At 29.4% G+C, this 23211-nt stretch carries 23 protein-coding genes; 13 read left to right on the top strand and 10 right to left on the bottom strand.

Annotated elements, in window-relative coordinates:
• Positions 1-155: 155 nt before the first annotated feature.
• The 4 genes from LPB03_RS05940 to ggt all read left to right on the top strand — a co-directional run bounded on the left by LPB03_RS05940 (position 156) and on the right by ggt (position 3648).
• Complete coding sequence (locus LPB03_RS05940) at positions 156-740, top strand: RNA polymerase sigma factor (RefSeq protein WP_065318809.1); 585 nt, start codon at positions 156-158, stop codon at positions 738-740.
• Positions 727-1137 carry a hypothetical protein gene (locus tag LPB03_RS05935; RefSeq protein WP_065318810.1) on the top strand — a complete coding sequence of 137 codons (411 nt, stop codon included), beginning with the start codon at positions 727-729 and terminating at the stop codon, positions 1135-1137. Before LPB03_RS05940 ends, LPB03_RS05935 begins: the two co-directional genes overlap by 14 nt.
• Positions 1138-1299: 162 nt before the next feature.
• Positions 1300-1893, top strand: coding sequence for an acyl carrier protein phosphodiesterase (locus LPB03_RS05930; RefSeq protein WP_422894385.1), 594 nt, complete (start codon positions 1300-1302; stop codon positions 1891-1893).
• A 69-nt stretch (positions 1894-1962) separates the two neighbouring features.
• Positions 1963-3648: a gamma-glutamyltransferase gene (ggt, locus tag LPB03_RS05925; RefSeq protein ID WP_065318811.1), complete on the top strand. Its 1686-nt coding sequence runs from the start codon at positions 1963-1965 to the stop codon at positions 3646-3648.
• Positions 3649-3682: 34 nt separating this feature from the next.
• Here the strand turns inward: ggt and gldG are convergent, their stop codons facing one another.
• The 6 genes from gldG to LPB03_RS05895 all read right to left on the bottom strand — a co-directional run bounded on the left by gldG (position 3683) and on the right by LPB03_RS05895 (position 8437).
• Positions 3683-5326 carry a gliding motility-associated ABC transporter substrate-binding protein GldG gene (gldG, locus tag LPB03_RS05920; RefSeq protein ID WP_065318812.1) on the bottom strand — a complete coding sequence of 548 codons (1644 nt, stop codon included), beginning with the start codon at positions 5324-5326 and terminating at the stop codon, positions 3683-3685.
• The gene (gene gldF / locus LPB03_RS05915) at positions 5319-6038 is read right to left on the bottom strand and encodes a gliding motility-associated ABC transporter permease subunit GldF (protein WP_065318813.1); all 720 of its coding nucleotides are present in this window, start codon (positions 6036-6038) and stop codon (positions 5319-5321) included. Before gldF ends, gldG begins: the two co-directional genes overlap by 8 nt.
• 67 nt (positions 6039-6105) lie before the next feature.
• Positions 6106-6510 carry a hypothetical protein gene (locus LPB03_RS05910; RefSeq protein WP_065318814.1) on the bottom strand — a complete coding sequence of 135 codons (405 nt, stop codon included), beginning with the start codon at positions 6508-6510 and terminating at the stop codon, positions 6106-6108.
• A gap of 206 nt (positions 6511-6716) precedes the next feature.
• Positions 6717-7244 carry a GNAT family N-acetyltransferase gene (locus LPB03_RS05905; RefSeq protein ID WP_065318815.1) on the bottom strand — a complete coding sequence of 176 codons (528 nt, stop codon included), beginning with the start codon at positions 7242-7244 and terminating at the stop codon, positions 6717-6719.
• A 32-nt stretch (positions 7245-7276) separates the two neighbouring features.
• Positions 7277-7573, bottom strand: a complete 297-nt coding sequence (locus LPB03_RS05900; protein ID WP_065318816.1) for a putative quinol monooxygenase — start codon at positions 7571-7573, stop codon at positions 7277-7279.
• A 3-nt stretch (positions 7574-7576) separates the two neighbouring features.
• Positions 7577-8437, bottom strand: a complete 861-nt coding sequence (locus LPB03_RS05895) for an SAM hydrolase/SAM-dependent halogenase family protein (RefSeq protein ID WP_065318817.1) — start codon at positions 8435-8437, stop codon at positions 7577-7579.
• 129 nt (positions 8438-8566) lie between these two features.
• On the opposite strand from LPB03_RS05895, the gene LPB03_RS05890 reads away from it, so the two are divergent.
• Together LPB03_RS05890 and LPB03_RS05885 are read left to right on the top strand one after the other, a co-directional pair.
• Complete coding sequence (locus LPB03_RS05890; RefSeq protein ID WP_065318818.1) at positions 8567-9520, top strand: PhoH family protein; 954 nt, start codon at positions 8567-8569, stop codon at positions 9518-9520.
• Positions 9520-10137: a hypothetical protein gene (locus LPB03_RS05885; protein WP_065318819.1), complete on the top strand. Its 618-nt coding sequence runs from the start codon at positions 9520-9522 to the stop codon at positions 10135-10137. The genes LPB03_RS05890 and LPB03_RS05885 overlap by 1 nt, the downstream gene beginning before the upstream one ends.
• Before the next feature lie 79 nt (positions 10138-10216).
• Here LPB03_RS05885 and LPB03_RS05880 read toward each other — a convergent pair whose 3' ends face one another.
• A complete protein-coding gene (locus LPB03_RS05880; RefSeq protein WP_065318820.1) occupies positions 10217-13264 on the bottom strand; it encodes a choice-of-anchor I domain-containing protein in 3048 nt (1015 codons plus the stop codon).
• 231 nt (positions 13265-13495) lie between these two features.
• Here LPB03_RS05880 and LPB03_RS05875 point away from each other — a divergent pair, with 231 nt between their 5' ends.
• The 4 genes from LPB03_RS05875 to LPB03_RS05860 all read left to right on the top strand — a co-directional run bounded on the left by LPB03_RS05875 (position 13496) and on the right by LPB03_RS05860 (position 16601).
• A complete protein-coding gene (locus LPB03_RS05875) occupies positions 13496-14446 on the top strand; it encodes a phosphoribosylaminoimidazolesuccinocarboxamide synthase (protein WP_065318821.1) in 951 nt (316 codons plus the stop codon).
• A 69-nt stretch (positions 14447-14515) separates the two neighbouring features.
• Positions 14516-15703, top strand: coding sequence for an enoyl-ACP reductase FabV (fabV, locus tag LPB03_RS05870; RefSeq protein WP_065318822.1), 1188 nt, complete (start codon positions 14516-14518; stop codon positions 15701-15703).
• Between the two features lie 66 nt (positions 15704-15769).
• Positions 15770-16252, top strand: coding sequence for a hypothetical protein (locus tag LPB03_RS05865; protein WP_065318823.1), 483 nt, complete (start codon positions 15770-15772; stop codon positions 16250-16252).
• On the top strand, positions 16245-16601 hold the full coding sequence (locus tag LPB03_RS05860; RefSeq protein WP_065318824.1) for a glyoxalase: 357 nt from the start codon (positions 16245-16247) through the stop codon (positions 16599-16601). Before LPB03_RS05865 ends, LPB03_RS05860 begins: the two co-directional genes overlap by 8 nt.
• Before the next feature lie 213 nt (positions 16602-16814).
• Here the strand turns inward: LPB03_RS05860 and LPB03_RS05855 are convergent, their stop codons facing one another.
• From LPB03_RS05855 to LPB03_RS05845, 3 genes are all read right to left on the bottom strand, one after another.
• Entirely contained in the window at positions 16815-17405 is a 591-nt protein-coding gene (locus LPB03_RS05855; protein ID WP_065318825.1) for a fasciclin domain-containing protein, read from the bottom strand.
• A gap of 151 nt (positions 17406-17556) precedes the next feature.
• Complete coding sequence (locus LPB03_RS05850; RefSeq protein WP_065318826.1) at positions 17557-18348, bottom strand: TerC family protein; 792 nt, start codon at positions 18346-18348, stop codon at positions 17557-17559.
• Positions 18349-18438: 90 nt separating this feature from the next.
• Positions 18439-19206 carry a sulfite exporter TauE/SafE family protein gene (locus LPB03_RS05845; RefSeq protein ID WP_231953140.1) on the bottom strand — a complete coding sequence of 256 codons (768 nt, stop codon included), beginning with the start codon at positions 19204-19206 and terminating at the stop codon, positions 18439-18441.
• 134 nt (positions 19207-19340) lie between these two features.
• Between LPB03_RS05845 and LPB03_RS05840 the strand changes: the two genes are divergently transcribed.
• The 3 genes from LPB03_RS05840 (at position 19341) to LPB03_RS05830 (ending at position 23200) form a co-directional block, all read left to right on the top strand.
• A complete protein-coding gene (locus tag LPB03_RS05840) occupies positions 19341-19598 on the top strand; it encodes a DUF4212 domain-containing protein (RefSeq protein ID WP_065318828.1) in 258 nt (85 codons plus the stop codon).
• 10 nt (positions 19599-19608) lie between these two features.
• Positions 19609-21294, top strand: coding sequence for a sodium:solute symporter family protein (locus LPB03_RS05835; protein ID WP_065318829.1), 1686 nt, complete (start codon positions 19609-19611; stop codon positions 21292-21294).
• 139 nt (positions 21295-21433) lie between these two features.
• Positions 21434-23200: an ABC transporter ATP-binding protein gene (locus LPB03_RS05830; protein WP_065318830.1), complete on the top strand. Its 1767-nt coding sequence runs from the start codon at positions 21434-21436 to the stop codon at positions 23198-23200.
• Positions 23201-23211: the final 11 nt, after the last annotated feature.

Below are 23211 nucleotides of genomic sequence, written 5' to 3'. Positions count from 1 at the left end.
AGGTTACAACTAAAGCTATTTTTTTTAAAATAAAATAAGTAAAACAATTGCACTAATTTTACAAATGTTCACTTTATGACTTCTATAATAAATTTTAGAAAAAAAAAGTAATTAAAAACTGTAACCTATTTATATGAATAACAGTCAAACATAAAATGACTAACAAAACCGACCAAATTTATATTACAAAAGTTATTAATGGAGATACAAATGCGTTTGCATCTCTTGTTGATACTTATAAAAATATGGTGTTTAGTTTGGCATTTAAAATGACTAAGAATAGGGAAGAAGCAGAGGAAATTAGTCAAGATACGTTTATAAAAGCGTATAAAAATTTAAGCAAGTTTAAAGGTGATTCTAAATTTTCTACTTGGTTGTATAGAATTGCATATCACACAAGTTTGGACAATCTTAAAAAGAATAAAAATAATAACAATTCGTTTGAAATTAACGAAATTACTTTTAATCAAATTAAAGCTACAGAAAATATTTTAGAGGGAATTGAAAGAAAAGAACGCGCAAAAATGATGGAAATTTGTTTGCATAAATTACCAGATGAAGAACGTACTATTATTTGGATGTTTTATTATGATGAACTATCTTTAAAAGAAATTACGGAAATAACCTCCATGTCTGAAGCGAATTTAAAAGTGAAGTTACACAGAGCCAGAAAGAAATTATTGACCATTGTAAAAGAAAATGTAGTGCCAGAAATGATAGAAAATTATGGGAGAAAATAAACATATCAAAGAATTAGATGCTTTTGCAAAAAAGTATGTAAAAGAGATTTCTACAGAGCAACCATCTTTAGATTTTACAGCTTCTTTAATGCAGAAAATTACGCTTGAAAAGAATTTAGAAGTTTTTAAAGCAAAATCGCTAATTTCTAAAAAAGGTTGGATGTTAATTGCTGCATCAATTTTAGCATTAATTTTTATTTCATTTTTTACAACAACAGAAAGCGCTTTTAATTTGCCAAAAATAGAGTTTGACTTTCTTGATAAATTACAATTTACAAATCTATTCGACACATTATCTGTTTCTAATATTACTTTATACGCAGTTTTATTTTTTGGATTGTTATTTTTCGCTCAAATTGTATTCTTAAAGAAACATTTTGATAAAAGAGTTTATTAAAACTAGAAAGAGTTATTTTATAAAACGATTTAGAGTTTAAATAACATGGATAATACTGAAAAAGATAACCGCTTTTTTTCCTAAAATTAAAAATGAGATATTAAATTTTGAACCACAACTTCTAGTTGTGGTTTTTTGATTACTTTTAGATCAATTTAATTTATGAATTTCTTAGCACATTTATATCTCTCACAAAACGACACCAATATTATGATTGGCAATTTTATTGCAGACCATATTCGTGGGAATAATTACGAAGGTTTTTCAAAAGAAATTCAGCAAGGAATTTTTTTACACAGAGAAATAGACACTTTTACAGACGCTCATAAAATTGTAAGAAAAAGCAAACGACGTTTGCATAAACGTTACAGACATTATGATGGAGTTATCATCGATATTTTTTACGACTATTTTTTAGCCAAAAATTGGGCAACTTATTCTTCAATTCCTTTAGAGGTTTATACAAAATCTGTATATACTTTGTTTGATTCAATTTCATCAGAATTACCAAAAAAATCGCAACAATTTATAAAGTATATGATCGACTATAATATTCTGTTCAATTATCAATATAAAGAAGGAATTGCAAAAGTTTTAAATGGCATGAATGCTCGAACAAAAGGCAAATCTCAAATGAATTTAGCCATCGAAGATTTATCACTTTTAGAAACTGAATTAGAAGAAGATTTTACAATTTTCTTTCAAGATTTGGTCACTTTTACAAAGCAGAAATTTAATGAATTAACTGATATTTAGAATTCGTTAAGTAACTCTTAATTTTATTTACTGAAGATTACATTAGCATAAAAAAACTAATTATAAAATATGAAAGCATATAAAATCCTTTTTCTAATCACTTTTTTATCAATTTTAAATGGTTGTAAAAAAGAAAAAACAGTTGGTTTAATCACAGAAAAAGCAATGGTAGTTTCTGCAAGAGAAGAAGCTTCAAAAATTGGTTCTGCTATTTTACAAAAGGGTGGAAATGCTTATGATGCAATGGTTGCAACGCATTTTGCTTTGGCTGTTGTATATCCTGTTGCTGGGAATATTGCTGGTGGAGGTTTTATGGTATACAGAAATAACGATGGCACAAAAGGCGCTTTAGATTTTAGAGAAAAAGCCCCAATTACAGCTCATAAAGACATGTATTTAGATTCGCTTGGCAATGTAATTGAAAACAAAAGTGTGTTAGGAGCTTTTGCAGTTGGCATTCCTGGGTCTGTTGCTGGTGTTTTTGAAGTGCATAAAAAGTTCGGAACTTTACCAATCAAAGACTTGATTCAGCCAGCAATTGATTTGGCTAGAAAAGGAATTGTTGTGACCGAAAATCAAGCAGATGATTTAAATAATGCCACAGAAAGATTTAAAAAAGTTAACAACTATAAAACCGTTTTTGAGAATAATTGGAAAGCAGGAGATATTTTAAAACAAGAGGAACTAGCACAAACTTTAGAGCGAATTCGTGATTTTGGAAAAGACGGATTTTACAAAGGAGAAACAGCAGATTTATTAGTAAATTATGTTGCAGAATTAGGTGGAATTATTACTCACGAAGATTTAGAAAAATACGAAGCAATTTGGCGAAAACCAATCGAATTTTCTTACAAAGATTACAACATTACTTCTATGACTTTGCCTGCAAGTGGTGGAATTTGTTTGGCACAAATTTTAAAATCGGTAGAACCTTTTGATTTATCTGATATTGAACATAATTCAACAAAATATATCCAATTGTTAACAGAAGCATCTAGAAGAAGTTATGCAGATAGAGCTCATTATTTGGGTGATATTGATTTTGTAAACGTGCCAATTGATAGTTTAACAGACGAAAATTATATAAACAATAGAATGAAATCTTTTTCTTGGGATAAAGCAACACCTTCCTCTGAAGTTTCTCAGGGAAAAATTTTGGGGTATGAAAGTGATGAAACCACACATTATTCCATTGTAGATCAATTTGGAAATGCAGTTTCTGTAACCACAACTCTAAATACAGGTTATGGATCTAAAGTGGTTGTAAAAGGCGCAGGTTTTATTCTGAATAATGAAATGGATGATTTTTCTAGCAAACCAGGTGTGCCAAATGTTTATGGTTTAGTAGGTTCTGAGGCAAATTCAATTGCATCAGAAAAAAGAATGTTGAGTTCTATGACACCAACAATTGTAGAGAAAGATGGCAAGTTAAAAATGGTGGTAGGAACTCCTGGAGGTTCTACAATTATAACATCGGTTTTGCAAAATATTTTAAATGTGGTAGAATTTGATATGGGAATGCAAGAATCTGTGAATCAGCCAAGGTTTCATCATCAATGGTTGCCAGATGTTATTAGAATGGAACCCAATGGTTTTGATGAAGTTTCTAAAAATAAGTTGGAATCTTTAGGATATGAAATTTTAGAAAGAAATTCTTTAATTATTGGTAGAGTAGATGCTATTCTTGTTTTGCCAAATGGAAAATTAGAAGCTGGTGCAGATAAAAGAGGAGATGATGCAGCAGTTGGTTTTTAATCTTTTTTGTTGATGATATTTATCGACTAAAAACTTATTTACTATATTTCTTTTTTCTGATATAATTAAAAACAAATCCGAAAGCAAACAGTAAAATTAGTGGAAAAACCACATTTAAAAACTGCCAAAAAGTACGTTCTCTAAACGCTTTTTGTTTGTCTAAAATATTAATTTTTAAAGTTTTATTTCTTAATTCCATCAAACCAGTATCATCTAATAAATAATCAACAGCATTTAGAAGAAAATCTTTGTTGCCAAATTGTTCGTTTGTCCATTTATCACTAGCTAAATCTGTTGGTTCTCCTTTTAAAATTTGATTTTTCCCAATATCACCATCAGCAATTACAATCATTTTATTATGGGTTGCATTTTCTTTAAAAATGGGAGTTTCAAAAGGTTTTATACGGTTTTTAAATCCTGAATTAAAATCACCTTCTAATAAGACAGCAAATAATTGATTTCCTGCAACAAAATCTTTTTCTTCGGGTTCTTCAGCAATAGATTGTAGCTCAATAATGGTTGGTGTTCCTACTTTTTGAGATAATGGAGAACTGATTAATAAAGGTGTTTTTTTGATGTTGTTTTTAAGTGTATCAATTTGATTTGCAAACTGTAATCTTACAGGAGCAACATTTTTTGTAATTGAATGATTTGGATTCCCAGAAACTAAAGGATGGTAAAACCAATCTAAATTCTGAAACTGAGTTTGATTGCCAATTGTGCCAGTTGCCAATGCAATTTTTGCGGCATATAAATCTTTAATTAAAGTGGTGTTGATTCTAATTCCGTAAGAAAATAACAAATCTGTTAAGTTTAAATCTCTTGGATATGCCAACATTTTTCCAGAGTTTAATAAACTGTCTTGATCTGCTTGTACATTGTCTAACATCCACAAAGTTTTACCACCATTTGTTATAAATTGGTCAAGTGTAAATTTTTCTTCGGATGTAAATTTTTCAGTGGGTTTTGCAATAATTGCCAAATCGAAATTGGTAATATCTTGTAAAGTTTGCCTCGGATTTGTAGCCACAGAATCTAACGTGAATTTTGCTAATTTGTGTTTTTTGGCAACTTCGCTTAAAAAACTATATAGATAAATATCTTGTAATTCGCCATTTCCTGTAATAATGGCAACAGATTTTTGTTTCTTTTGAGTGATGGAATTTATGGCATTACTAAAACTATATTCTAAATTTTCAATCGCTTTTTGCAACTGTTCTTCTTGACTTGCAACAATTGCATTCGGTAATAATGAAACAATGGTTGATTTTTCTTCAAAAACAATCTCTGCCCAAGGAAAAATAATAACTTCAGATAATTTACCATTTTCTTCCACTGTTAATTGGCTTGGCATCATGCCTCTTTTAATCAATTCTTCACGTTGATTGTCAGGGTTTTCAAAATGAATTTTTATGTTGCCATTTTCTGCAGCAAGTTCCTCCAAATATTGTTGCGTTTCAACTTGCAGTCTTTTAAATTCTGATGGAAAATCGCCCTCCAGATAAACCGTTATAAAAAGTGGTTTTTTAAAGGTTGATAAAATTGATTTTGTGGTTTTAGAAAGTGTGTATCTTTTATCTGCAGTTAAATCGAAACGTTTGTAAAAAGATTGATTGAGAATGTTTAAAACAAATAAACCAATCAATAATAAACCGATATTTTTGATGTTTTTATTCATTTTCTAAACGTGTTTTAGTAATGAATAAAAAGAAAAAAGTAACACTTAAAAAGTAGATAATATCTCTTGTATCGATAACACCTCTAGAAATACTTTTAAAATGTTCGTTAATACCTAATTGCTGAATGGTTAAGCTGCTATCTCCAAAAGAAGTTGCAATCGCATCAAAACCATAAAAAAGGAAAAACGTAATAAAAACGCCTAAAATAAAAGCTACAATCTGGTTTTTTGATAAAGTTGATGTAAATAAACCAACAGCTGTATAGGTTGCTGCCAAAAATAGTAACCCAATATACGAACCAATTGTGCTGCCAAAATCGATGTTTCCAACAGGATTTCCTAATTGATATACTGTATAGACATACATAAAAGTCGGAATTATGGCAATACAAACCAATAGGAGTGAAGCCCAGAATTTTCCCAAAACAATTTGCCAATCAGAAATTGGTTTTGTTTTTAATAGTTCTATGGTTCCTGTATTGAATTCATCAGCAAAACTTTTCATGGTAATTGCAGGAATCAAAAAGAGAAAAACCCAAGGAGCTAAATAGAAAAACGGAGTAATATCAGCAAAACCAGCGTTTAAAATATTAAAATCGTCATCAAAAATAAATAAAAACAAACCATTTATCAGCAAGAAAACTCCAATAACTAAATACGCAATTGGACTTGCAAAAAATGAGTTGAATTCTTTTTTTAAGATTGCTTTCAATATATGTGTAATTGTTTAACTGTTGAAGCGTTTAATTGTTATCAAATTTCTAAAAGTTTTTGAACTTTTAATTATAATAATATCTCAAAACTTTGTTTCTTTCAGGATTTTCTATTGAAATTTTTAATTGTAAAATATCACCTATTTTTTTTAATCCTACTCTTTTTCCGATTGTTTTTTCTCCTTTAAACTTTTGATTATCATATTCATATTCAAATATCAACATTTGATGATAATAGCCTTTTCCAATATGAACCATTTTAGTTTCAATTATTTCAGCTTTTACAATTTTAGTTTTATCAAAAATAAATTTATATTCTTCTGAATTCCAATAATAAAAAGATATTCCAATAATAGAAATTATTAGAGCTGTAATAATAATCGGTTTTAAAAAATTAAATTTTTCTTTTTCTTTCTTTTTTTGGTATTTAACTTTCCACTTCTCAAACTTTTCTTTTTCTTCTTTAGTCATAAACTTAATCTTATCATTAAATTAAATTTTCTCTTCATTATAAATGAAACTAAAATCCAATTTAATTAACGAAAGTCAGTCTGAGCTTGTCGAAGACTTTTCCATGAAATTATTTAGTTTCTGAAGTTTATTTTAAAACTACTATTGGTTTATCAAAAGTATAAAGTCTAAAAAATTTATTTCACCTAACTCCTAACTCCTAACTCCTAATTCTTTAACAGGTAACTAATATTATTTTCGAAACCTTCATCTTCTCTTTCAGGATCAAAAACAAAGTTTAGTTTTTCTAATAACGCAATTGAAGCCGTATTATTTTTGTGTGTGAATGCTTCAATAGTTTTTAACTCTAAATTTTGAAATCCATATTCTAAAACTGGTATAAAAGCTTCGCTCATATAACCTCTTTCTTGATAATCAGGATTTATTTCGTACCCAATTTCTGCATAATCTTCTTCATCTTCAAAATTACGCAAACCAATTGTTCCCATTAATTCATTGGTGCTTTTTGAGGCTATTACCCAAAAAATCCCTTTATTATTTTCTGCTAATGTTGAGATTCTATCAATAAAAGCTCTAGCTTCAGAAAGGTTTCTAGGCACTTTTCTATCAATATATTCATTCACTTCTTTATTGGTTCTTAAACCAAAAATTGCTTTTGCATCATCTAAATTTAATGCTCTTAATGTTAATCGTTCTGTTTCTAAAACAGGAAAGGGTGTAAAATTGTAATCCATTTATCGTATTTAATTTTGCTTACTGCTTTTATTTATTGCAAACTTACTTTTTTATCAACACTCCAAGCTTGTGGTTTGTCATTAAAATAAGTTTTGGTTTGTTTCCATGTTTTTAAAAACAATTCAGAGTTTTTATAGTTCTCTAAATCGCTTTCATGTTCCCAATAAGAATAGGTGAAAAATATTTCAGGGTTATTTTTATCTTGATATAATTCTAACAATTTATTTCCATCAGAATTACGAATTAGTTGCTTTTTCTCTTCAAACATTTCTAGAAATGCTGCAATATGTTTTGAGTGAAAACTCATTTTTACGATTCTAACAAACATAGTTTAATTTAAAGAGGAATATTCTGGTTTCGATTCCATAAAAAATTCTACAATTACAGGATCTCTATATTCCAAACCTAATAAAGTTGATGCACCACCAACTGTTTTTAAGTTACTTCTATACACAGCAATTTCTAAAAAACCTGCAGAATTAAAAATGGCTAATTTATTACCATCGAATTGCATTGTATCTGTGGAGTTATTATCTGTAATTTCGTTGTATTTATTATATATTTTAGTAAAAGTATAACGTGAAGCATTTATTTTATAAGTGCGTCCTTTACCAATATCATTAAACATTTTTCTGCTGATGTTGGTAATTACATTTCCATAATTATCAATATATAAAACACCACCAATAATTTGGTTTTGCTCTTGATTTACTTTTGGCTGAATTTCAATAAGCTTTTTATATTCCTTAATTTCTTTGCCAATCACTGTTAAATTTCCACCACGTGCAATAAAACAAGCCACTTTTACAAAAACATCTAACACAGGAAAACTACTTTCTACTCTGTCATGAATATTAATTTCCACAATTTTTGTAGGCTGAATTTCTGAAGCTATCATAGAGATTAATCCATTATCTGGACATACAAAAAAATGATCATCCAAAGAAATTGCAATGTGCTTATTATCTGCGCTTAATTCTGAGTCTACACCAACAATATGTATGGTTCCTTTAGGAAAACTTTTGTAAGAATTTTTTAAAATATAAGCAGTTTCTGTAATGTTAAAAGGTGATATTTCGTGCGTAATATCTACAATTTTAGCATCGGCTAATTCCGAATAAATAGCTCCTTTAACAGCCCCAACAAAATGGTCTTTAGTCCCGAAATCTGATGTTAAAGTGATAAAAGACATTAATTTTATGGCTGTTAATTAGTTGTGTAAAAGTTGTTAATTATTTTAAGCAAATCTAATCATTTTAGAAATTTTTATACCTATTTTTATTTTAATAATTCAAACTAATATTTTAATAAACTTAATAATTTGAACGAACGCATTATAGAGTTAACGGAAATAAACCCAAAAGATTTCTTTGGCACACAAAACAGTACAATAGAGCAATTAAAAAGATATTTTCCTAAAATAAAAATTGTTGCTCGAGGATCTAAATTAAAAATTTATGGAGAATCAGATATTTTAGATGAATTTGAAATTCGTTTTGAACGTTTGGTAAAATATTTTGATCGTTATAATAAATTAGATGAAAATAGTATTGAGCGTATTTTAACATCTACAGGAAATGAAGAAAAAACTGTTTCCAAAAAAAATGCAAAAGATATTTTAGTGCATGGTGTTAATGGAAAGATGATTAAGCCACAGACAGAAAACCAACGTAAAATGGTTGTAGAAATGGCTAAAAATGATATGCTTTTTGCTGTTGGTCCTGCAGGAACTGGTAAAACATATACAGCTGTTGCTTTGGCTGTAAAAGCATTAAAAGAAAAAGAAGTTAGGCGTATTATTTTAACAAGACCAGCTGTAGAATCTGGCGAAAATTTAGGTTTTTTACCTGGTGATTTAAAAGAAAAATTAGATCCTTATATGCAACCTTTATATGATGCTTTAAGAGATATGATTCCTCATGAAAGGCTAGAGTCTCATTTAGAAAAAGGCGTCATACAAATTGCACCATTAGCATTTATGAGAGGTAGAACTTTAGATAATGCCTTTGTTATTTTAGATGAAGCTCAAAATACAACTCATAATCAAATGAAAATGTTTTTGACAAGAATGGGCATGCATGCAAAATTTATTATTACTGGAGATCCAGGTCAAATAGATTTGCCAAGAAAACAAGTTTCTGGTTTAAAGGAATCTTTGTTAGCGTTAAAAGATATTAATGGAATTGCACAGGTTTATTTAGATGATAAAGATGTGGTAAGACACAGATTGGTAAGAAAAATAATTACGGCATATAAAAGTATAGAAACTGAATAATGAAAATTAAACAGAAAAAGTTAAACTTACAAGACGTTTTTTATATTGGGTATTTATACCTAATTATTTTAGGTATTGTGAGCGACGCTATTTTTTATGGAATTTTCGGAGTTTCTTATTTAAACTATACTACAATTTTAGATGCGTTGATATCGCCCATAAGTTTGTTAATTAATAACTGGAAAATATCGCTTTTTTTAGGTTTGATGTTTTGGTTGATGTATTTATATTTCACTAGATGGATGTTTAAATTATACACTTATTTAAGAGTCAAAAAATGGTATCAAAAAATTTATGATATAGAAAAGTGGGATAAAAAACATGAAGAATTAGGGAAGAAAAATAAAATAATACCTGGTATGATGTTTATCTTTTTTCTGTTATTTATATCCATGAGAACAGGAATGGGTATTGGAATGAAGCATAAATACAATACCAAAGAAATTATACCTAATTATACATTAGTATTTAAAGATAACACAAGGTTAGATGTTAGAAAAGTTGGGCAAAATTCCGCCTATTTTTTCTACTTTATTCCTGGGGAAAAAGTAATTACAGCAACCCCAATTGCAGATAATTTAAAGCAGATAAAAGTATTAGAAAAGGCTAAAGAATAGAAATAAAATTAGATACATCATAAAGCAAAAAAAATCCCGATTAATAATCGGGATTTTTACTTTTAAGGACCTTAAGTTTTTATAATTTAATAAAACGCTTAACTCCGTTGTTAATTGTTTTAATAATATAAATACCAGCATTGAATTCAGAAACATTTATAGCTTCTTTATTTTCGAATCTTTTTATTTCTTGTCCGTTTGTATTGTAAATAACTCCAGATATTGTTTTATTAAACTTTAAATTTTTGTTTAAAACAGGATTTGGATAAATTTTAAAATTATTATCAGCAACTTCTTCACTAATACTTAAAGCATCGTCATCAATTTCTAAAATACCCATAGAACCACTAACTTCATAACCAACTAATAATAAGTTTTTACCATTTGGGCTTTCTGAAGCAGCAATAAATTTAATGATTTCTGGAGCAACATCCTTAGAAGTAACATTTCCTTTATAATAAGTAATAAACTCTACATCTTTTGGATCTGTAATATCATACATTAAAATTGAACTTTGTCTTTCTAAACCAATAAAAGCAAAAGTTCTCCCTTCAATAGTTCCAATTGCAATAGCTTCTGGCTCACTCCCTCTATCATCAGATCTACCATCAAGTTCTTCTTCATCTTGATTGAATAATGATGCTTCTTCTTCAGCAATTTTTAACCCAAATTGATTAGCGCTATCGAAAACTAAATTTCCATATTCATCAAAAATTGAAAAAGATCTTGCTCCATAAGAATAAATTTGTTCGTATTCACCATCATTATTATAATCGCCATTTGCAGTGGTAGTTTTTAATCGACCAAGATTTTCATCTTCTTGTAAAGTTGCTGCTTCTGGATAATAAGTTGTATTTAAAGTTAAATCTTTTACTCTTTCTTCTTCAGAATAACCATCATAATCTCTAGAGTCTCCTTCGTTTGCAGTAACTATATAATTTAAACCATTAACATTATAAGAGCTAATTGCATCTGGCATAAACATCCCTAATGTTGGGTGTTCTCTAATGTTTATTTTATCATCTTTATTAGAGGCGTCAAAACCATAATCATTTGCAAAAGAAATAATTCCTAAAACACTATTATCTGTAACACCTGCACCAGCTAAACCAAAATCGTTGTCATTTAAAACAGCAATTTCGTTATTTGGTAATAAAGCAATTCCTTCTGCTTTGTCAGAACCTTGGTAACCAACTGTTGGTAAATTAACTACTTTGTTTTTGTGAACAGGAATTATGGACTGAGCTGCTATTTCATCTGCAGTTAATTCTTCTAATTCTTTACCTGTAAATGTTGTATTTAGAATATTGGTAGCATAATTAATGTCGATTTCAAAAACATATTTTTTTCCATGTGCTATCGTTGGTCCTTCAGAATCTCTTTCTATAACTAAAAATTTACCATTTTCTGTAAACACAGCATCTCCGATTTTATCTACTCTAGAAGAAGAAAAACCAGCATCTTTATTTCTTTCTAATAAATATACATATTCTCTTACAGGATTTCCGTTATTTGCATCAACACCTAAAATTCTAATTACATCAGAATTGTCTTTTGTTCCACTTGATGGATTATATAAAGGAGATTGAATAAAAGCATAAATAATATGGTTGTCTTTATCGTAAGCAATTGCTTCAAAACCTCTATTTGCTCTTCTTTTATTGTAAACCTCTGGTAAAGTTTCAGCTCCATAAGTACCTGTAGGCATATTTGTTGTGCCTAATAAAGAAGCACCTTCAGAAACAAAACGTTCTATTAATTTCCCTGTATTATCAAATTTGTAAATGGCAGGTCTATATTCATCACACATCCAAAAGTTACCATCTTTGTCAATTAAAATACCTTCAAAATCACCTCCATATTCATCAAAAGGTAAAGCGTGATATTCTTCTGTTCCATTTGTGTAGTCTACATTTGTGTAAGCAGTATTTGCATCAGTATACGTTACAGGAACTTCATCATAACCAGGTATGTTACCTTTACCAGTTATAGGAGTTGTACCATCTTTTCTGGTTAACATTATTTGATCATCTAAAGTTACAGTTCCGTTTGCTTTATTTAAGGTGAATTTTGCAATTCTACCTTGATAATTAGGCAATTTAAAAGGTCTTAAGTTTTTTGTTGGAGCAGGAGTAACATCTGCAATACTAACAGGACTATCATTTGGCCCTCTATCTGGAATTGCATAAAAAATATAATCTGTATCTGTAGAGTTTACATCATCGAAATACAAACCAGAAAAACCACCTAAATTAACAACTGGTTGTCCACCATCGTAAGCAGGAGCTCCTAATGCTGGCCAATTTGCTACTAATTCGTTTAATGTATAACTAGTTACAGATGGTGTACCTAACATATGGTTTTTGTAACCTAAAGGTAAAATATCTAGAATAGTATTATTTGTTAAATCTAAAACGACTAAAGCATTTGCTTCTTGGCAGTTTACATAAGCCTTTGTACCATCTTCTATAACAGTAATAAATTCTGGTTCTAAATCTTGAGAAACAGTTGCAGTTCCGTTATTACCAAAAATTCGAATTCCTTTGTTTTTTAAAGATTCTTTTTTATCATCATAACTATTAAAGTTGATGGAAGTTACAGTAGCATTTGCAGCACCACTACTTACATCAATTACAGAAATAGAACCTTCAGGATCTACTGAGTAATCGTCATTTGGTTCACCTTCGTTAGCAACTAAAATTTTAGAGCCATCAGGTGTAAAAGTTAACATGTCTGGTAAAGAACCTACAGTAACTTCGTTAATATAAGTACCTGATAAATCAAAAAAGACAACTTTACCAGGATTTTGTTTAGTGTTTGCTTCAACAGCTACAGCAATAATATTACTATGAATTGCAATTGAATTTGGGCCACCACCATAAGTAGATAAATCTACAGATGTAAAGAAGGTTGGTGTTGCAGGTGTACTAATATCTACGAAAGTTAAATTATTGTTTTCTGAACTTGTAAATACAGCACGTTGGTTAGTAACATCATAAGCTACAGTTTCTGCTACACCTTCTGTGTTTGTTTGGTAACTTGATACGTGTTTTAGCTCATTCTGAGCAGTTAATAATGTAATGGAAACAACTAGCAGTAAGCTAGTTAGTAAAGTTGTTTTCTTCATTTTAAGATTGGTTTAAATTAATGAGTCCAAGAAACTAATTAAAATGAGAGATTACATTAATCAAAAGTTATTACATTGTAAAAAATATCATTGAAATGATATAGATTAGCCACTCTAAATTATGATATTGTTAATTTATAATTAAATAAATTTATTCTAAAAAAAAGTATAAGGGTCTGTTTTATATTACAAAACGCTTATTTTTGCAACAGTTTTTAATTTTGATGTAAAATGAATACAATTAACGAAACAAATTTCAAGTTTCCGAATCAGAAATCTGTTTATAAAGGAAAAGTAAGAGAAGTTTATAATATAAATGATGACCTTTTGGTAATGATTGCAACAGACAGATTATCTGCGTTTGATGTTATTTTACCACGCCAAATTCCGTTTAAAGGGCAAATTTTGAATCAGATTGCTACCAAAATGATGAATGATACTGCTGATATTGTTCCTAATTGGTTATTGGCAAACCCTGATGAAAATGTGGCTGTTGGTCATTTATGTGAACCTTTTAAAGTAGAAATGGTAATTCGTGGTTATGTTTCTGGTCATGCAGCTCGTGAATACAAATTAGGAAAGCGAGTTTTGTGTGGTGTTGAAATGCCTGAAGGTTTAAAAGAAAATGATAAATTTCCAAATCCGATAATTACACCATCAACCAAAGCAGATAATGGAGATCATGATGAAGATATTTCAAGAGAAGAAATTTTATCAAAAGGTATTGTAAGTGAGCAAGATTATCTAGTTTTAGAAGATTATACCAGAAAATTATTTCAAAGAGGTACAGAAATCGCTGCAAAAAGAGGTTTAATTTTGGTGGATACAAAATACGAATTTGGTAAAACCAAAGAAGGTAAAATTGTTTTGATTGATGAAATTCATACGCCAGATTCTTCTCGTTATTTTTATGCTGATGGCTATCAAGAAAGACAAGATAAAGGAGAACATCAAAAGCAATTATCAAAAGAATTTGTGCGTCAATGGTTAATTGAAAACGGTTTCCAAGGAAAAGAAAATCAGCAAATTCCAGTAATGGATGATGATAAAATCATCGAAATTTCTAACAGATATATAGAATTATACGAACAAATTACTGGAGAAAAATTTGTAAAAGCTTCTTCTGAAAATGTGTTGGAAAGAATTGAAAAGAATGTTTTGGAGTTTTTAGCTTCAAATTAAATATAAAATATTAAAGAACTCCTAAGTTTTTAAAGCTTTGAGTTTTAGAAATAATAAAAACTATTAAAAATGATTATAGAACCAAGAACAAGAGGCTTTATTTGTTTAACATCACACCCAACAGGTTGTGAGCAAAATGTACTCAATCAAATAGAGTATGTAAAATCGAAAGGGAAAATTGAAGGAGCAAAAAAAGTATTAGTTTTAGGAGCATCAACAGGTTTTGGTTTGGCTTCAAGAATTACAAGTGCTTTTGGATCTGATGCTGCAACAATTGGTGTCTTTTTTGATAAAGCTCCAACAGAAGGTAGACCAGGTTCTCCAGGTTATTATAATACAGCAGCTTTTGAAAAACATGCTCATAAAGCTGGTTTATATGCAAAAAGTATCAATGGAGATGCTTTTTCAAACGAAATAAAACAAGAGGTTGTTAACTTAATCAAAGAAGATTTAGGGCAAATCGATTTGGTAATATATAGTTTAGCATCACCTGTAAGAACACATCCAAATACTGGAAAAAGATATAAATCGGTTTTAAAACCAATTGGCGAAGTTTTTACCAATAAAACAGTCGATTTTCACACAGGAGTTGTCTCAGAAATATCTATAAATCCTGCAGAAGGAGATGATATTGAAAATACAGTTACAGTAATGGGTGGTGAAGATTGGAAAATGTGGATTGATGCTTTAAAAGCAGAAAATTTACTTGCTGAAGGAGCAACCACTGTTGCCTATTCTTATATTGGCCCAGAAGTTACAAAACCTGTATATAGAAATGGAACAATTGGTGCTGCAAAAGATCATTTAGAAGCAACTGCTTTTGAAATTACTGACGATTTAAAATCGATTGGTGGAAAAGCCTATGTTTCTGTGAATAAAGCTCTGGTAACACAAGCTAGTTCTGCAATTCCTGTAATTCCTTTGTATATTTCTTTGTTGTTTAAAGTGATGAAGGATAAGGAAATTCACGAAGGTTGTATTGAGCAGATTCAACGTTTGTATAGTGAGCGTTTGTTTGGAGGCGATTTAGCTTTGGATGAAAAAGGAAGAATTAGAGTTGACGATTGGGAAATGTATGATGATGTGCAAGAAGAAGTTGCAGAACTTTGGGAAAAAGCAACAACAGAAAACTTAGCTGAAATAGGAGATTTACAAGGGTATAGTGATGAGTTTTTCAACTTATTTGGTTTTAAAGTTCCTGGTGTAAATTATGAAGCTGATGTTAACGAAGTTGTTAAAATACCTAGTGAAAAATAAATAATATAGATTTTAATAAACCTCACAGATTTCTAAAACCTGTGAGGTTTTTTGTATAAAAAAGAGGTGAAAGCATCAACAATTAAACAACTTAAAGACGAATTAACTCACAAAACTGCTAATGAGTTAAAAGAATTGTGCTTACAATTGGCAAGATTTAAAGTCGAAAATAAAGAATTACTCACTTATTTGTTGTTTGAAGCACATAATGAAGCTCAATATATAGAAAATATAAAGCTTTTTATAGATCATGAGTTTAAAGATATTGATACTAAAAATGGGTATTATGTCAGAAAAAAAATCAGAAAAATTTTAACTTCTTGTAAAAAGTTTATCCGTTTTTCTAAGAAAAAAGAAACAGAAGCAGAAATTTTGCTTCATTTTTCAAAAAAACTAAAAAATTATAATCCTTATTTTAAAAGAAGTAATCGTTTGCAAAATATCTTTCAGACACAAATAAAAATGGCTAAAAATGCAATAGATAAACTGCATGAAGATTTACAGTATGATTATCAATTAGAATTAGATGCCATTTTAGACAATGACTAAAGGAAGACCTGTAATCAACGAAATTATCAAAGAAAATATGTCAGATTTTGAATTGTTTCAGAATAAAACAATTCGTCCGATTATTAAAATGCAACATGAGTTATTGATTGCATTTTTTAATAATTATTTGCAAAAAAGAAAAATAGATTTCTCTGATATTTCCGAAGAAAAAAAGAAACTAAAAATTAAATCTATTTTAGAAAAAGATATTCAGTTTAGAAATATGATTATAGGTAGTATTCTTGGCCATTTCTCATTAGAAGAATATCAGCAATACTATAGTAGTGCCTCTGAAATGAATAGGAGAATCGTAAAGATTACTATTAAAAGGTTTCAAGATAGTTTTTAAACATAAGAAACCACTACGTTTAAGTAGTGGTTTCCAATCAATCAACCAAAAAACTTCCTTTATATTAATTTCGTATTATCTACGAAAAAAATTTTGGAGAAGTATATTATAACTTTTTACTTTCCTGCTACAAAGATAAATAACTTATTGTTTAATGAAATGTTAAATTAAATAAACAGTAATAAGATTTGTTTATTGTAAGATTAAGATTTCTTATTTCGACATTACAACAGTATCAATAGCGTGTATAATTCCATTTGATGCTTCAACATCTGTCATAACAACAGTAGCTGTATTTCCTATAGCATCTGTTAAAATTACTTTTCCATCCACTAAAGATGCTGTTAACATTTCACCTTGTACAGTTTTAATTTCGAACTTTCCATTGTTATCGTTAATTGCTCCAATAACAGCTTCTGCATTAAATTCTCCTGAAACTACATGATATGTCAAAATAGCAGTTAACATTTCTTTATTTTCTGGTTTCAATAATGTTTCGACAGTTCCTTCTGGTAATTTTTCAAATGCAGCGTTTACGGGTGCAAAAACGGTAAAAGGGCCTTCGCTACTTAAAGTAGCAACTAAATCAGCTGCTTTTACTGCTGCTACTAATGTTTTAAAGTTATCGTTTGAAACTGCAACTTCTACTATAGTACCAACTTCTTCAATTTCTTCCTCTTCTTGAGTTTCCATTTCTATTTTAGTTTCTACTTCTGCTTCCTTTTTTTCTTTAGAGTTTACACAGCTATAGGCAGTTACTAAGGATACCATCAATAATAATGTAATAAATTTTTTAATTTTCATTTTGATTAGTTTTTAAATTCAAAACAAAGTTATAATAGATTGTAGTAAAATTTGTTTAATTAAATGTTAAAATAAGTAAACAAAAATAAATTAGTGATAAAAAAAACCACTTTTGTATAAAAGTGGTTTGAAATTTTAAGTAAAATATATTTTATTTTTTCGCTAATAATTTTTTCTGATATTTTCCTTGCACAATATCTGTAATAATTAAAATAACAATTACAAAGTAGAACGTTGTTTTGCTCATTGGTACAATTTCATTTCCAAATATTTTTATGTGTGCTAAATGGCCACCTTCTGTAACTAACATAATACCCACTATAAAAAGAATAAATAAACCCAAAACTTCGTACATTTTATTTTTTGCTAAAAACGCAGATACTCTATCAGCTAAAAACAACATTAATAAACCACTTACAACAATAGCAATTGCCATAATAATAAAAGCGGTTGTAGAATTTTCAATTTCACTAGTTAAGCCAATAGCTGCCAAAATGGAATCGAAAGAAAAAACTAAGTTCATAATAACAATGCTTACAATAGCTGCATTTGCAGTTTTTTTACTTCTTGCTTCAACCATTTCAGAATGCTCTAAATCTGGAGTTCCAATCATGTGCCAGATTTCTTTTATGGCTGTGTAAATTATAAATCCACCTCCTAAAAGTACAATAATACTATGACCATTAAAAGCGAAATTTACAATATCATCAATGCCACCAGTTAAAAATGAAAAAGGTTCTTTAAAATAATCGATTATAGAAACTAATAAAAACAATAAAATAATTCTTAAAACAATGGCAACTAAAATACCCACTTTACGAACTCTTTTTTGTTTAATTTCTGGTGCTTTTTTAGATTCTAAGGATATGTACAGTAAGTTATCAAAACCAAGAACAGCTTGTAATAAAACTAACATTAATAGGGTGAAAATATTTTCTAACATATTTATTTTTTTTGGTTAATGGCTTCAAAGATATTTTTTCATCTTTTAGAAAACAATCTTTTTTAATGTAAATTTAAACGCATATCAATTTTAAAAAAGAACATTCCATAAAATCCGAGTACTTACAAAAGCAATTAAAATAGCAGTTGCTTTTTTAAGCTGAATAGGAGTTAAAAATTTATGACTAATTCTGCTTCCAATTTGTCCGCCAATAAAAACGGTAATTAATAAAATTGATGTTAAATTCCAATCAATTATAAAATCAGGATTTGAATATTGTCCAATAAAACCAGCTATGGAATTTACTAAAATAAAAAAACTGGCAGTTGCTGCAATTTTTTTAGGAGTGTCCCAATTTGTAAGATGTAAAAGTGGTGCTAAAAAAATACCACCTCCAATACCAACCATTCCAGAAATAAAACCAATAATACCTCCATAACTTGCGTTTTTGAAAGGTTTTACATTGTTGTTTTTTTCATCCGAAGAAATAATACGTTTAGAAAGCCACATTGTTATTGCTGCAAATAGAAGTGTAAAACCTAAAAGAATAAAGAAAAATTGCTGACTTATTTTTAAATATCCACCTAAAAAAGCTAAAGGAATACTCAATAATACTAAAGGAGTTATTTTTTTAAAATCGATTATTTTCTGCTGATAAAATAAAAATACATTACCAGTAACTACAACAATATTACAAAGTAACGAAGTTGCTCTAATTTGTGTAAAAACGATTCCTGTTAAAGCTAAAATGGCTAAATAACTGGAACCACCTCCAAAACCCACAGAAGAATATAAAATGGCAACCGTAAAAAAAAGGATAATAACGTGCCAATATTGAAATAATGGTTCAAGAATCAAAAAAAAAATCTATATTTAAAAATTATTTTGTGATAAACCTTTGTTTAATAATGCATAAACAAAATGTTTTCAGACATATAAAAATATACTATTTAATTTAATTTGCAGAACATAAAAACTAAAATTTATACATTATGGATTCTTTGAATAAAAAAAAATACTGGAGAGAAAACCTCAAATATTTAGCAATTCTTTTAACTATTTGGTTTTTGGTGTCTTTTGTATTCGGAATATTATTGGTTGATGAACTAAACACGATTAGATTGGGTGGTTTTAAACTAGGCTTTTGGTTTGCACAACAAGGTGCAATCTACGTTTTTGTAGTGTTAATTTTTGTTTACATTAAATTGATGAACAAATTGGATAAAAAATTTGGTTTTAACGAACAATAAAAGATAAAAAATGAGTATTCAAGTTTGGACGTGGATTTTAGTAGGAATTACTTTTACAATTTATATAGGTATTGCAATTTGGACCAGAGCTGGATCAACAAAAGAATTTTATGTTGCAGGAGGTGGAGTTTCACCCTTAGCAAATGGTTTGGCAACTGCAGCAGATTGGATGTCTGCAGCATCTTTTATTTCTATGGCAGGTTTAATTTCCTTTGATGGTTATGATGGTTCTGTGTATTTAATGGGTTGGACAGGAGGCTACGTTTTGTTAGCTTTATTATTGGCTCCTTATTTAAGAAAATTCGGAAAATTTACAGTTCCAGATTTTATTGGAGATCGATATTACTCAAATGTAGCAAGAAGTGTCGCCGTTTTTTGTGCACTTTTAGTTTCATTTACCTATGTAGCTGGCCAAATGCGTGGAGTTGGGTTGGTTTTTTCTCGTTTTTTACAAGTAGATATCAATACTGGTGTTATTATAGGTATGTTAATTGTACTTTTTTATGCAGTTTTAGGAGGTATGAAAGGAATTACCTATACACAAGTTGCACAATATTGTGTGTTGATTTTTGCTTTTATGGTGCCAGCAATTTTTATATCTATCCAAATGACAGGAAATCCAATTCCTCAAGTAGGTTTTGGTGGTGCAGATGAAAATGGAATTTATTTATTAGATAAGTTAGATGGGTTACACAAAGAATTAGGGTTTGCAGCATATACATCAGGAAGTAAATCTACATTAGATGTTTTCTTAATTACAGCAGCTTTAATGTTTGGTACAGCAGGTTTGCCACATGTGATTGTGCGTTTTTTTACTGTTAAAAAAGTTGCTGATGCTCGGAAATCTGCTGGTTGGGCTTTGTTGTTAATTGCAATTTTATATACAACAGCTCCAGCAATTTCATTGTTTTCAAGAACTAATTTAATTGAAACTGTAAGTAATAAAGAATATGAAAAAATGCCAGATTGGTTTGGCAATTGGGAAGAAACAGGTTTAATACAGTTTGATGATAAAAATAAAGATGGAAAAATTCAATATGTTGCAGATGCTAATAAAAACGAATTAATTGTTGATAAAGATATTATGGTTTTGGCAAACCCTGAAATTGCAGGATTGCCAAATTGGGTAATTGCATTAGTTGCTGCAGGTGCTTTAGCTGCAGCTTTATCTACAGCAGCAGGTTTATTATTGGTGATCTCTGCATCAGTTTCTCACGATTTAATTAAGAAAATGATCAATCCAAACATCACAGAAAAAGGCGAATTAATTGCAGCAAGATTATCTGCAGTTGTTGCAGTTTGTGTGGCAGGTTATTTTGGAATTAATCCACCAGATTTTGTGGCAGCCACAGTTGCTTTAGCTTTTGGCTTGGCAGCAGCTTCTTTTTTTCCAGCAATAATATTGGGTATTTTTGATAAAAGAATGAATAAAGAAGGCGCTATTTTAGGAATGGTTGTCGGAATTTTATTAATGCTTTTTTATATGCTGAAATTCAAATTCGATTGGTTTGGAGGAGGTACAAAAGAAGATTGGTGGTTTGGAATTTCACCAGAAGGTTTTGGTACAGTTGCTATGTTTGTAAACTTTATACTTTCTTTAATTGTTTCTAGATTTACAGCTGCACCTCCAGAAGATGTGCAAGAAATTGTAGAAAATATTAGAATTCCAAGTGGAGCAGGAGAAGCTACTCATTAATAAATATATTGTTAATTCAGATTGCTATTTTCTTTAGACCTGTCAGGTTTTTAAAACCTGACAGGTCTTTTTAAAATCTATAAGTTTGTTAATCTGTCACAATTTATTTCTATGGCATATAAATTGACAACAAACAGATATGCAATATTTAAAAGAATCAAAAACAACTAAATCAAAACCAAAAGTAACCTTAAAACAAGCTTTCAAGACCATTATTTGGCCAAGAAGAGGTATTGTTTTTGTAGGCTTAATCTTAATAATAATAAGAAGTTTAGCTGGTTTTGTTTTACCATTACAAAGTAAAGTTTTGTTAGATGAAGTTGTGCCTAATAACGATGTTAATCAACTATATACTTTAATCTTAATTGTAATTGGCGCAATTTTAGTACAAGCAATCACATCATTTTTGTTGACAAAAGTATTGAGCATTCAAGCACAATATTTAATATCAGAATTAAGAGCACAAGTACAAAAGAAAGTCTTGTCTCTACCCATCAGTTTTTTTGACAGCACAAAATCTGGAGCTTTAGTTTCTAGAATTATGAGCGATGTTGAAGGTGTAAGAAATTTAATTGGTACAGGTTTAGTGCAATTAATAGGAGGTTCATTTACAGCAATTTTAACCTTAATAATTTTGTTAAGAATGAATGTTTGGATGACGCTTTTTACATTTGTTCCTTTATCGATATTTGGATTAATTGCTTTAAAATCATTTAAATATATAAGACCAATATTTAGAGCTAGAGGAAAAATTAATGCAGAAGTTAAAGGACGTTTAACAGAAACTTTAGGTGGAATTAGGGTGATAAAAGCCTTTAATGCAGAAGATCAAGAAAGTAAAATATTCGAAGAAGGTGTAGAAAATATTTATCAGAATGTAAAAAAGAGCATGACTGCAACTGCTATAATGACGAGCTCATCTACTTTTTTAATTGGTTTGGCAACTACAGGAGTTATGGGAATTGGTGGTTATTATATGATGCAAGGAACGTTGACTTTTGGAGACTTTATTCAATTTACATTTCTACTAGCATTTATGGTGGCTCCAATTGTGCAAATGAGCAATATTGGAAGTCAGTTAACAGAGGCTTTGGCTGGTTTGGATAGAACTGAAGAGTTAATGAATATGACTGCTGAAGAAGATAATAAAAACAGGACAATTGAGTTAGAAAAAATTGATGGAGAAATTATTTTTGATGATGTTTCTTTTGCATATGAAGAGGGAAAATCAGTTTTACATAACATTAATTTTCAAGTTCCTGCAGGCTCTGTAACAGCTTTAGTTGGGAGTTCTGGTTCAGGGAAATCTACAATTGCAGGTTTATCAGCAACGTTTTTAAATCCGAAATCGGGAAAAATTACCATTGATGATCAAGATATGTCTAAAGTAAAATTATCTAGCTATCGTAAATATTTAGGCGTTGTTTTGCAAGATGAATTTTTGTTTGAAGGCACAATTAGAGCAAACATACTATTTCCAAGACCAAATGCCACAGAAGAGGAATTACAAAACGCAGTAAATGCTGCGTATGTAAATGAATTTACAGACAGATTTGATAAAGGTTTAGATACATTAATTGGAGAAAGAGGTGTGAAACTTTCTGGAGGACAAAGACAACGTTTGGCAATTGCAAGAGCAATTTTGGCAGATCCAAAAATCATCATTTTAGACGAAGCAACTTCTAGTTTAGATACCGAAAGTGAATCATTAATTCAAAAAAGTTTATCAGAATTAGTAAAAGATAGAACTACTATTGTAATTGCCCATAGATTAAGCACCATTAAAAAAGCGGATCAAATTTTGGTTATTGAAGCTGGTAAAATTGCAGAAAGAGGAACTCATGATGAACTAATTGAAGCTAAAGGAAGATATTTTGATTTGTATACCTATCAATCTAAGATTTAAAAATAGATTTT

This window comes from Polaribacter vadi (genome assembly GCF_001761365.1).
Classification (GTDB): domain Bacteria; phylum Bacteroidota; class Bacteroidia; order Flavobacteriales; family Flavobacteriaceae; genus Polaribacter; species Polaribacter vadi.
This window is presented reverse-complemented; position numbering and strand designations above follow the sequence as displayed.

What these genes read in the sequence shown, in the direction of transcription:
- LPB03_RS05940 (WP_065318809.1), top strand. Translation starts at nt 156, where the DNA reads ATGACTAACAAAACCGACCAAATTTATATTACAAAAGTTATTAATGGA.
- LPB03_RS05935 (WP_065318810.1), top strand. Translation starts at nt 727, where the DNA reads ATGGGAGAAAATAAACATATCAAAGAATTAGATGCTTTTGCAAAAAAG.
- LPB03_RS05930 (WP_422894385.1), top strand. Translation starts at nt 1,300, where the DNA reads ATGAATTTCTTAGCACATTTATATCTCTCACAAAACGACACCAATATT.
- ggt (WP_065318811.1), top strand. Translation starts at nt 1,963, where the DNA reads ATGAAAGCATATAAAATCCTTTTTCTAATCACTTTTTTATCAATTTTA.
- gldG (WP_065318812.1), bottom strand. Translation starts at nt 5,326, where the DNA reads ATGAATAAAAACATCAAAAATATCGGTTTATTATTGATTGGTTTATTT.
- LPB03_RS05910 (WP_065318814.1), bottom strand. Translation starts at nt 6,510, where the DNA reads ATGACTAAAGAAGAAAAAGAAAAGTTTGAGAAGTGGAAAGTTAAATAC.
- LPB03_RS05905 (WP_065318815.1), bottom strand. Translation starts at nt 7,244, where the DNA reads ATGGATTACAATTTTACACCCTTTCCTGTTTTAGAAACAGAACGATTA.
- LPB03_RS05900 (WP_065318816.1), bottom strand. Translation starts at nt 7,573, where the DNA reads ATGTTTGTTAGAATCGTAAAAATGAGTTTTCACTCAAAACATATTGCA.
- LPB03_RS05895 (WP_065318817.1), bottom strand. Translation starts at nt 8,437, where the DNA reads ATGTCTTTTATCACTTTAACATCAGATTTCGGGACTAAAGACCATTTT.
- LPB03_RS05885 (WP_065318819.1), top strand. Translation starts at nt 9,520, where the DNA reads ATGAAAATTAAACAGAAAAAGTTAAACTTACAAGACGTTTTTTATATT.
- LPB03_RS05880 (WP_065318820.1), bottom strand. Translation starts at nt 13,264, where the DNA reads ATGAAGAAAACAACTTTACTAACTAGCTTACTGCTAGTTGTTTCCATT.
- LPB03_RS05875 (WP_065318821.1), top strand. Translation starts at nt 13,496, where the DNA reads ATGAATACAATTAACGAAACAAATTTCAAGTTTCCGAATCAGAAATCT.
- fabV (WP_065318822.1), top strand. Translation starts at nt 14,516, where the DNA reads ATGATTATAGAACCAAGAACAAGAGGCTTTATTTGTTTAACATCACAC.
- LPB03_RS05860 (WP_065318824.1), top strand. Translation starts at nt 16,245, where the DNA reads ATGACTAAAGGAAGACCTGTAATCAACGAAATTATCAAAGAAAATATG.
- LPB03_RS05855 (WP_065318825.1), bottom strand. Translation starts at nt 17,405, where the DNA reads ATGAAAATTAAAAAATTTATTACATTATTATTGATGGTATCCTTAGTA.
- LPB03_RS05850 (WP_065318826.1), bottom strand. Translation starts at nt 18,348, where the DNA reads ATGTTAGAAAATATTTTCACCCTATTAATGTTAGTTTTATTACAAGCT.
- LPB03_RS05840 (WP_065318828.1), top strand. Translation starts at nt 19,341, where the DNA reads ATGGATTCTTTGAATAAAAAAAAATACTGGAGAGAAAACCTCAAATAT.
- LPB03_RS05835 (WP_065318829.1), top strand. Translation starts at nt 19,609, where the DNA reads ATGAGTATTCAAGTTTGGACGTGGATTTTAGTAGGAATTACTTTTACA.
- LPB03_RS05830 (WP_065318830.1), top strand. Translation starts at nt 21,434, where the DNA reads ATGCAATATTTAAAAGAATCAAAAACAACTAAATCAAAACCAAAAGTA.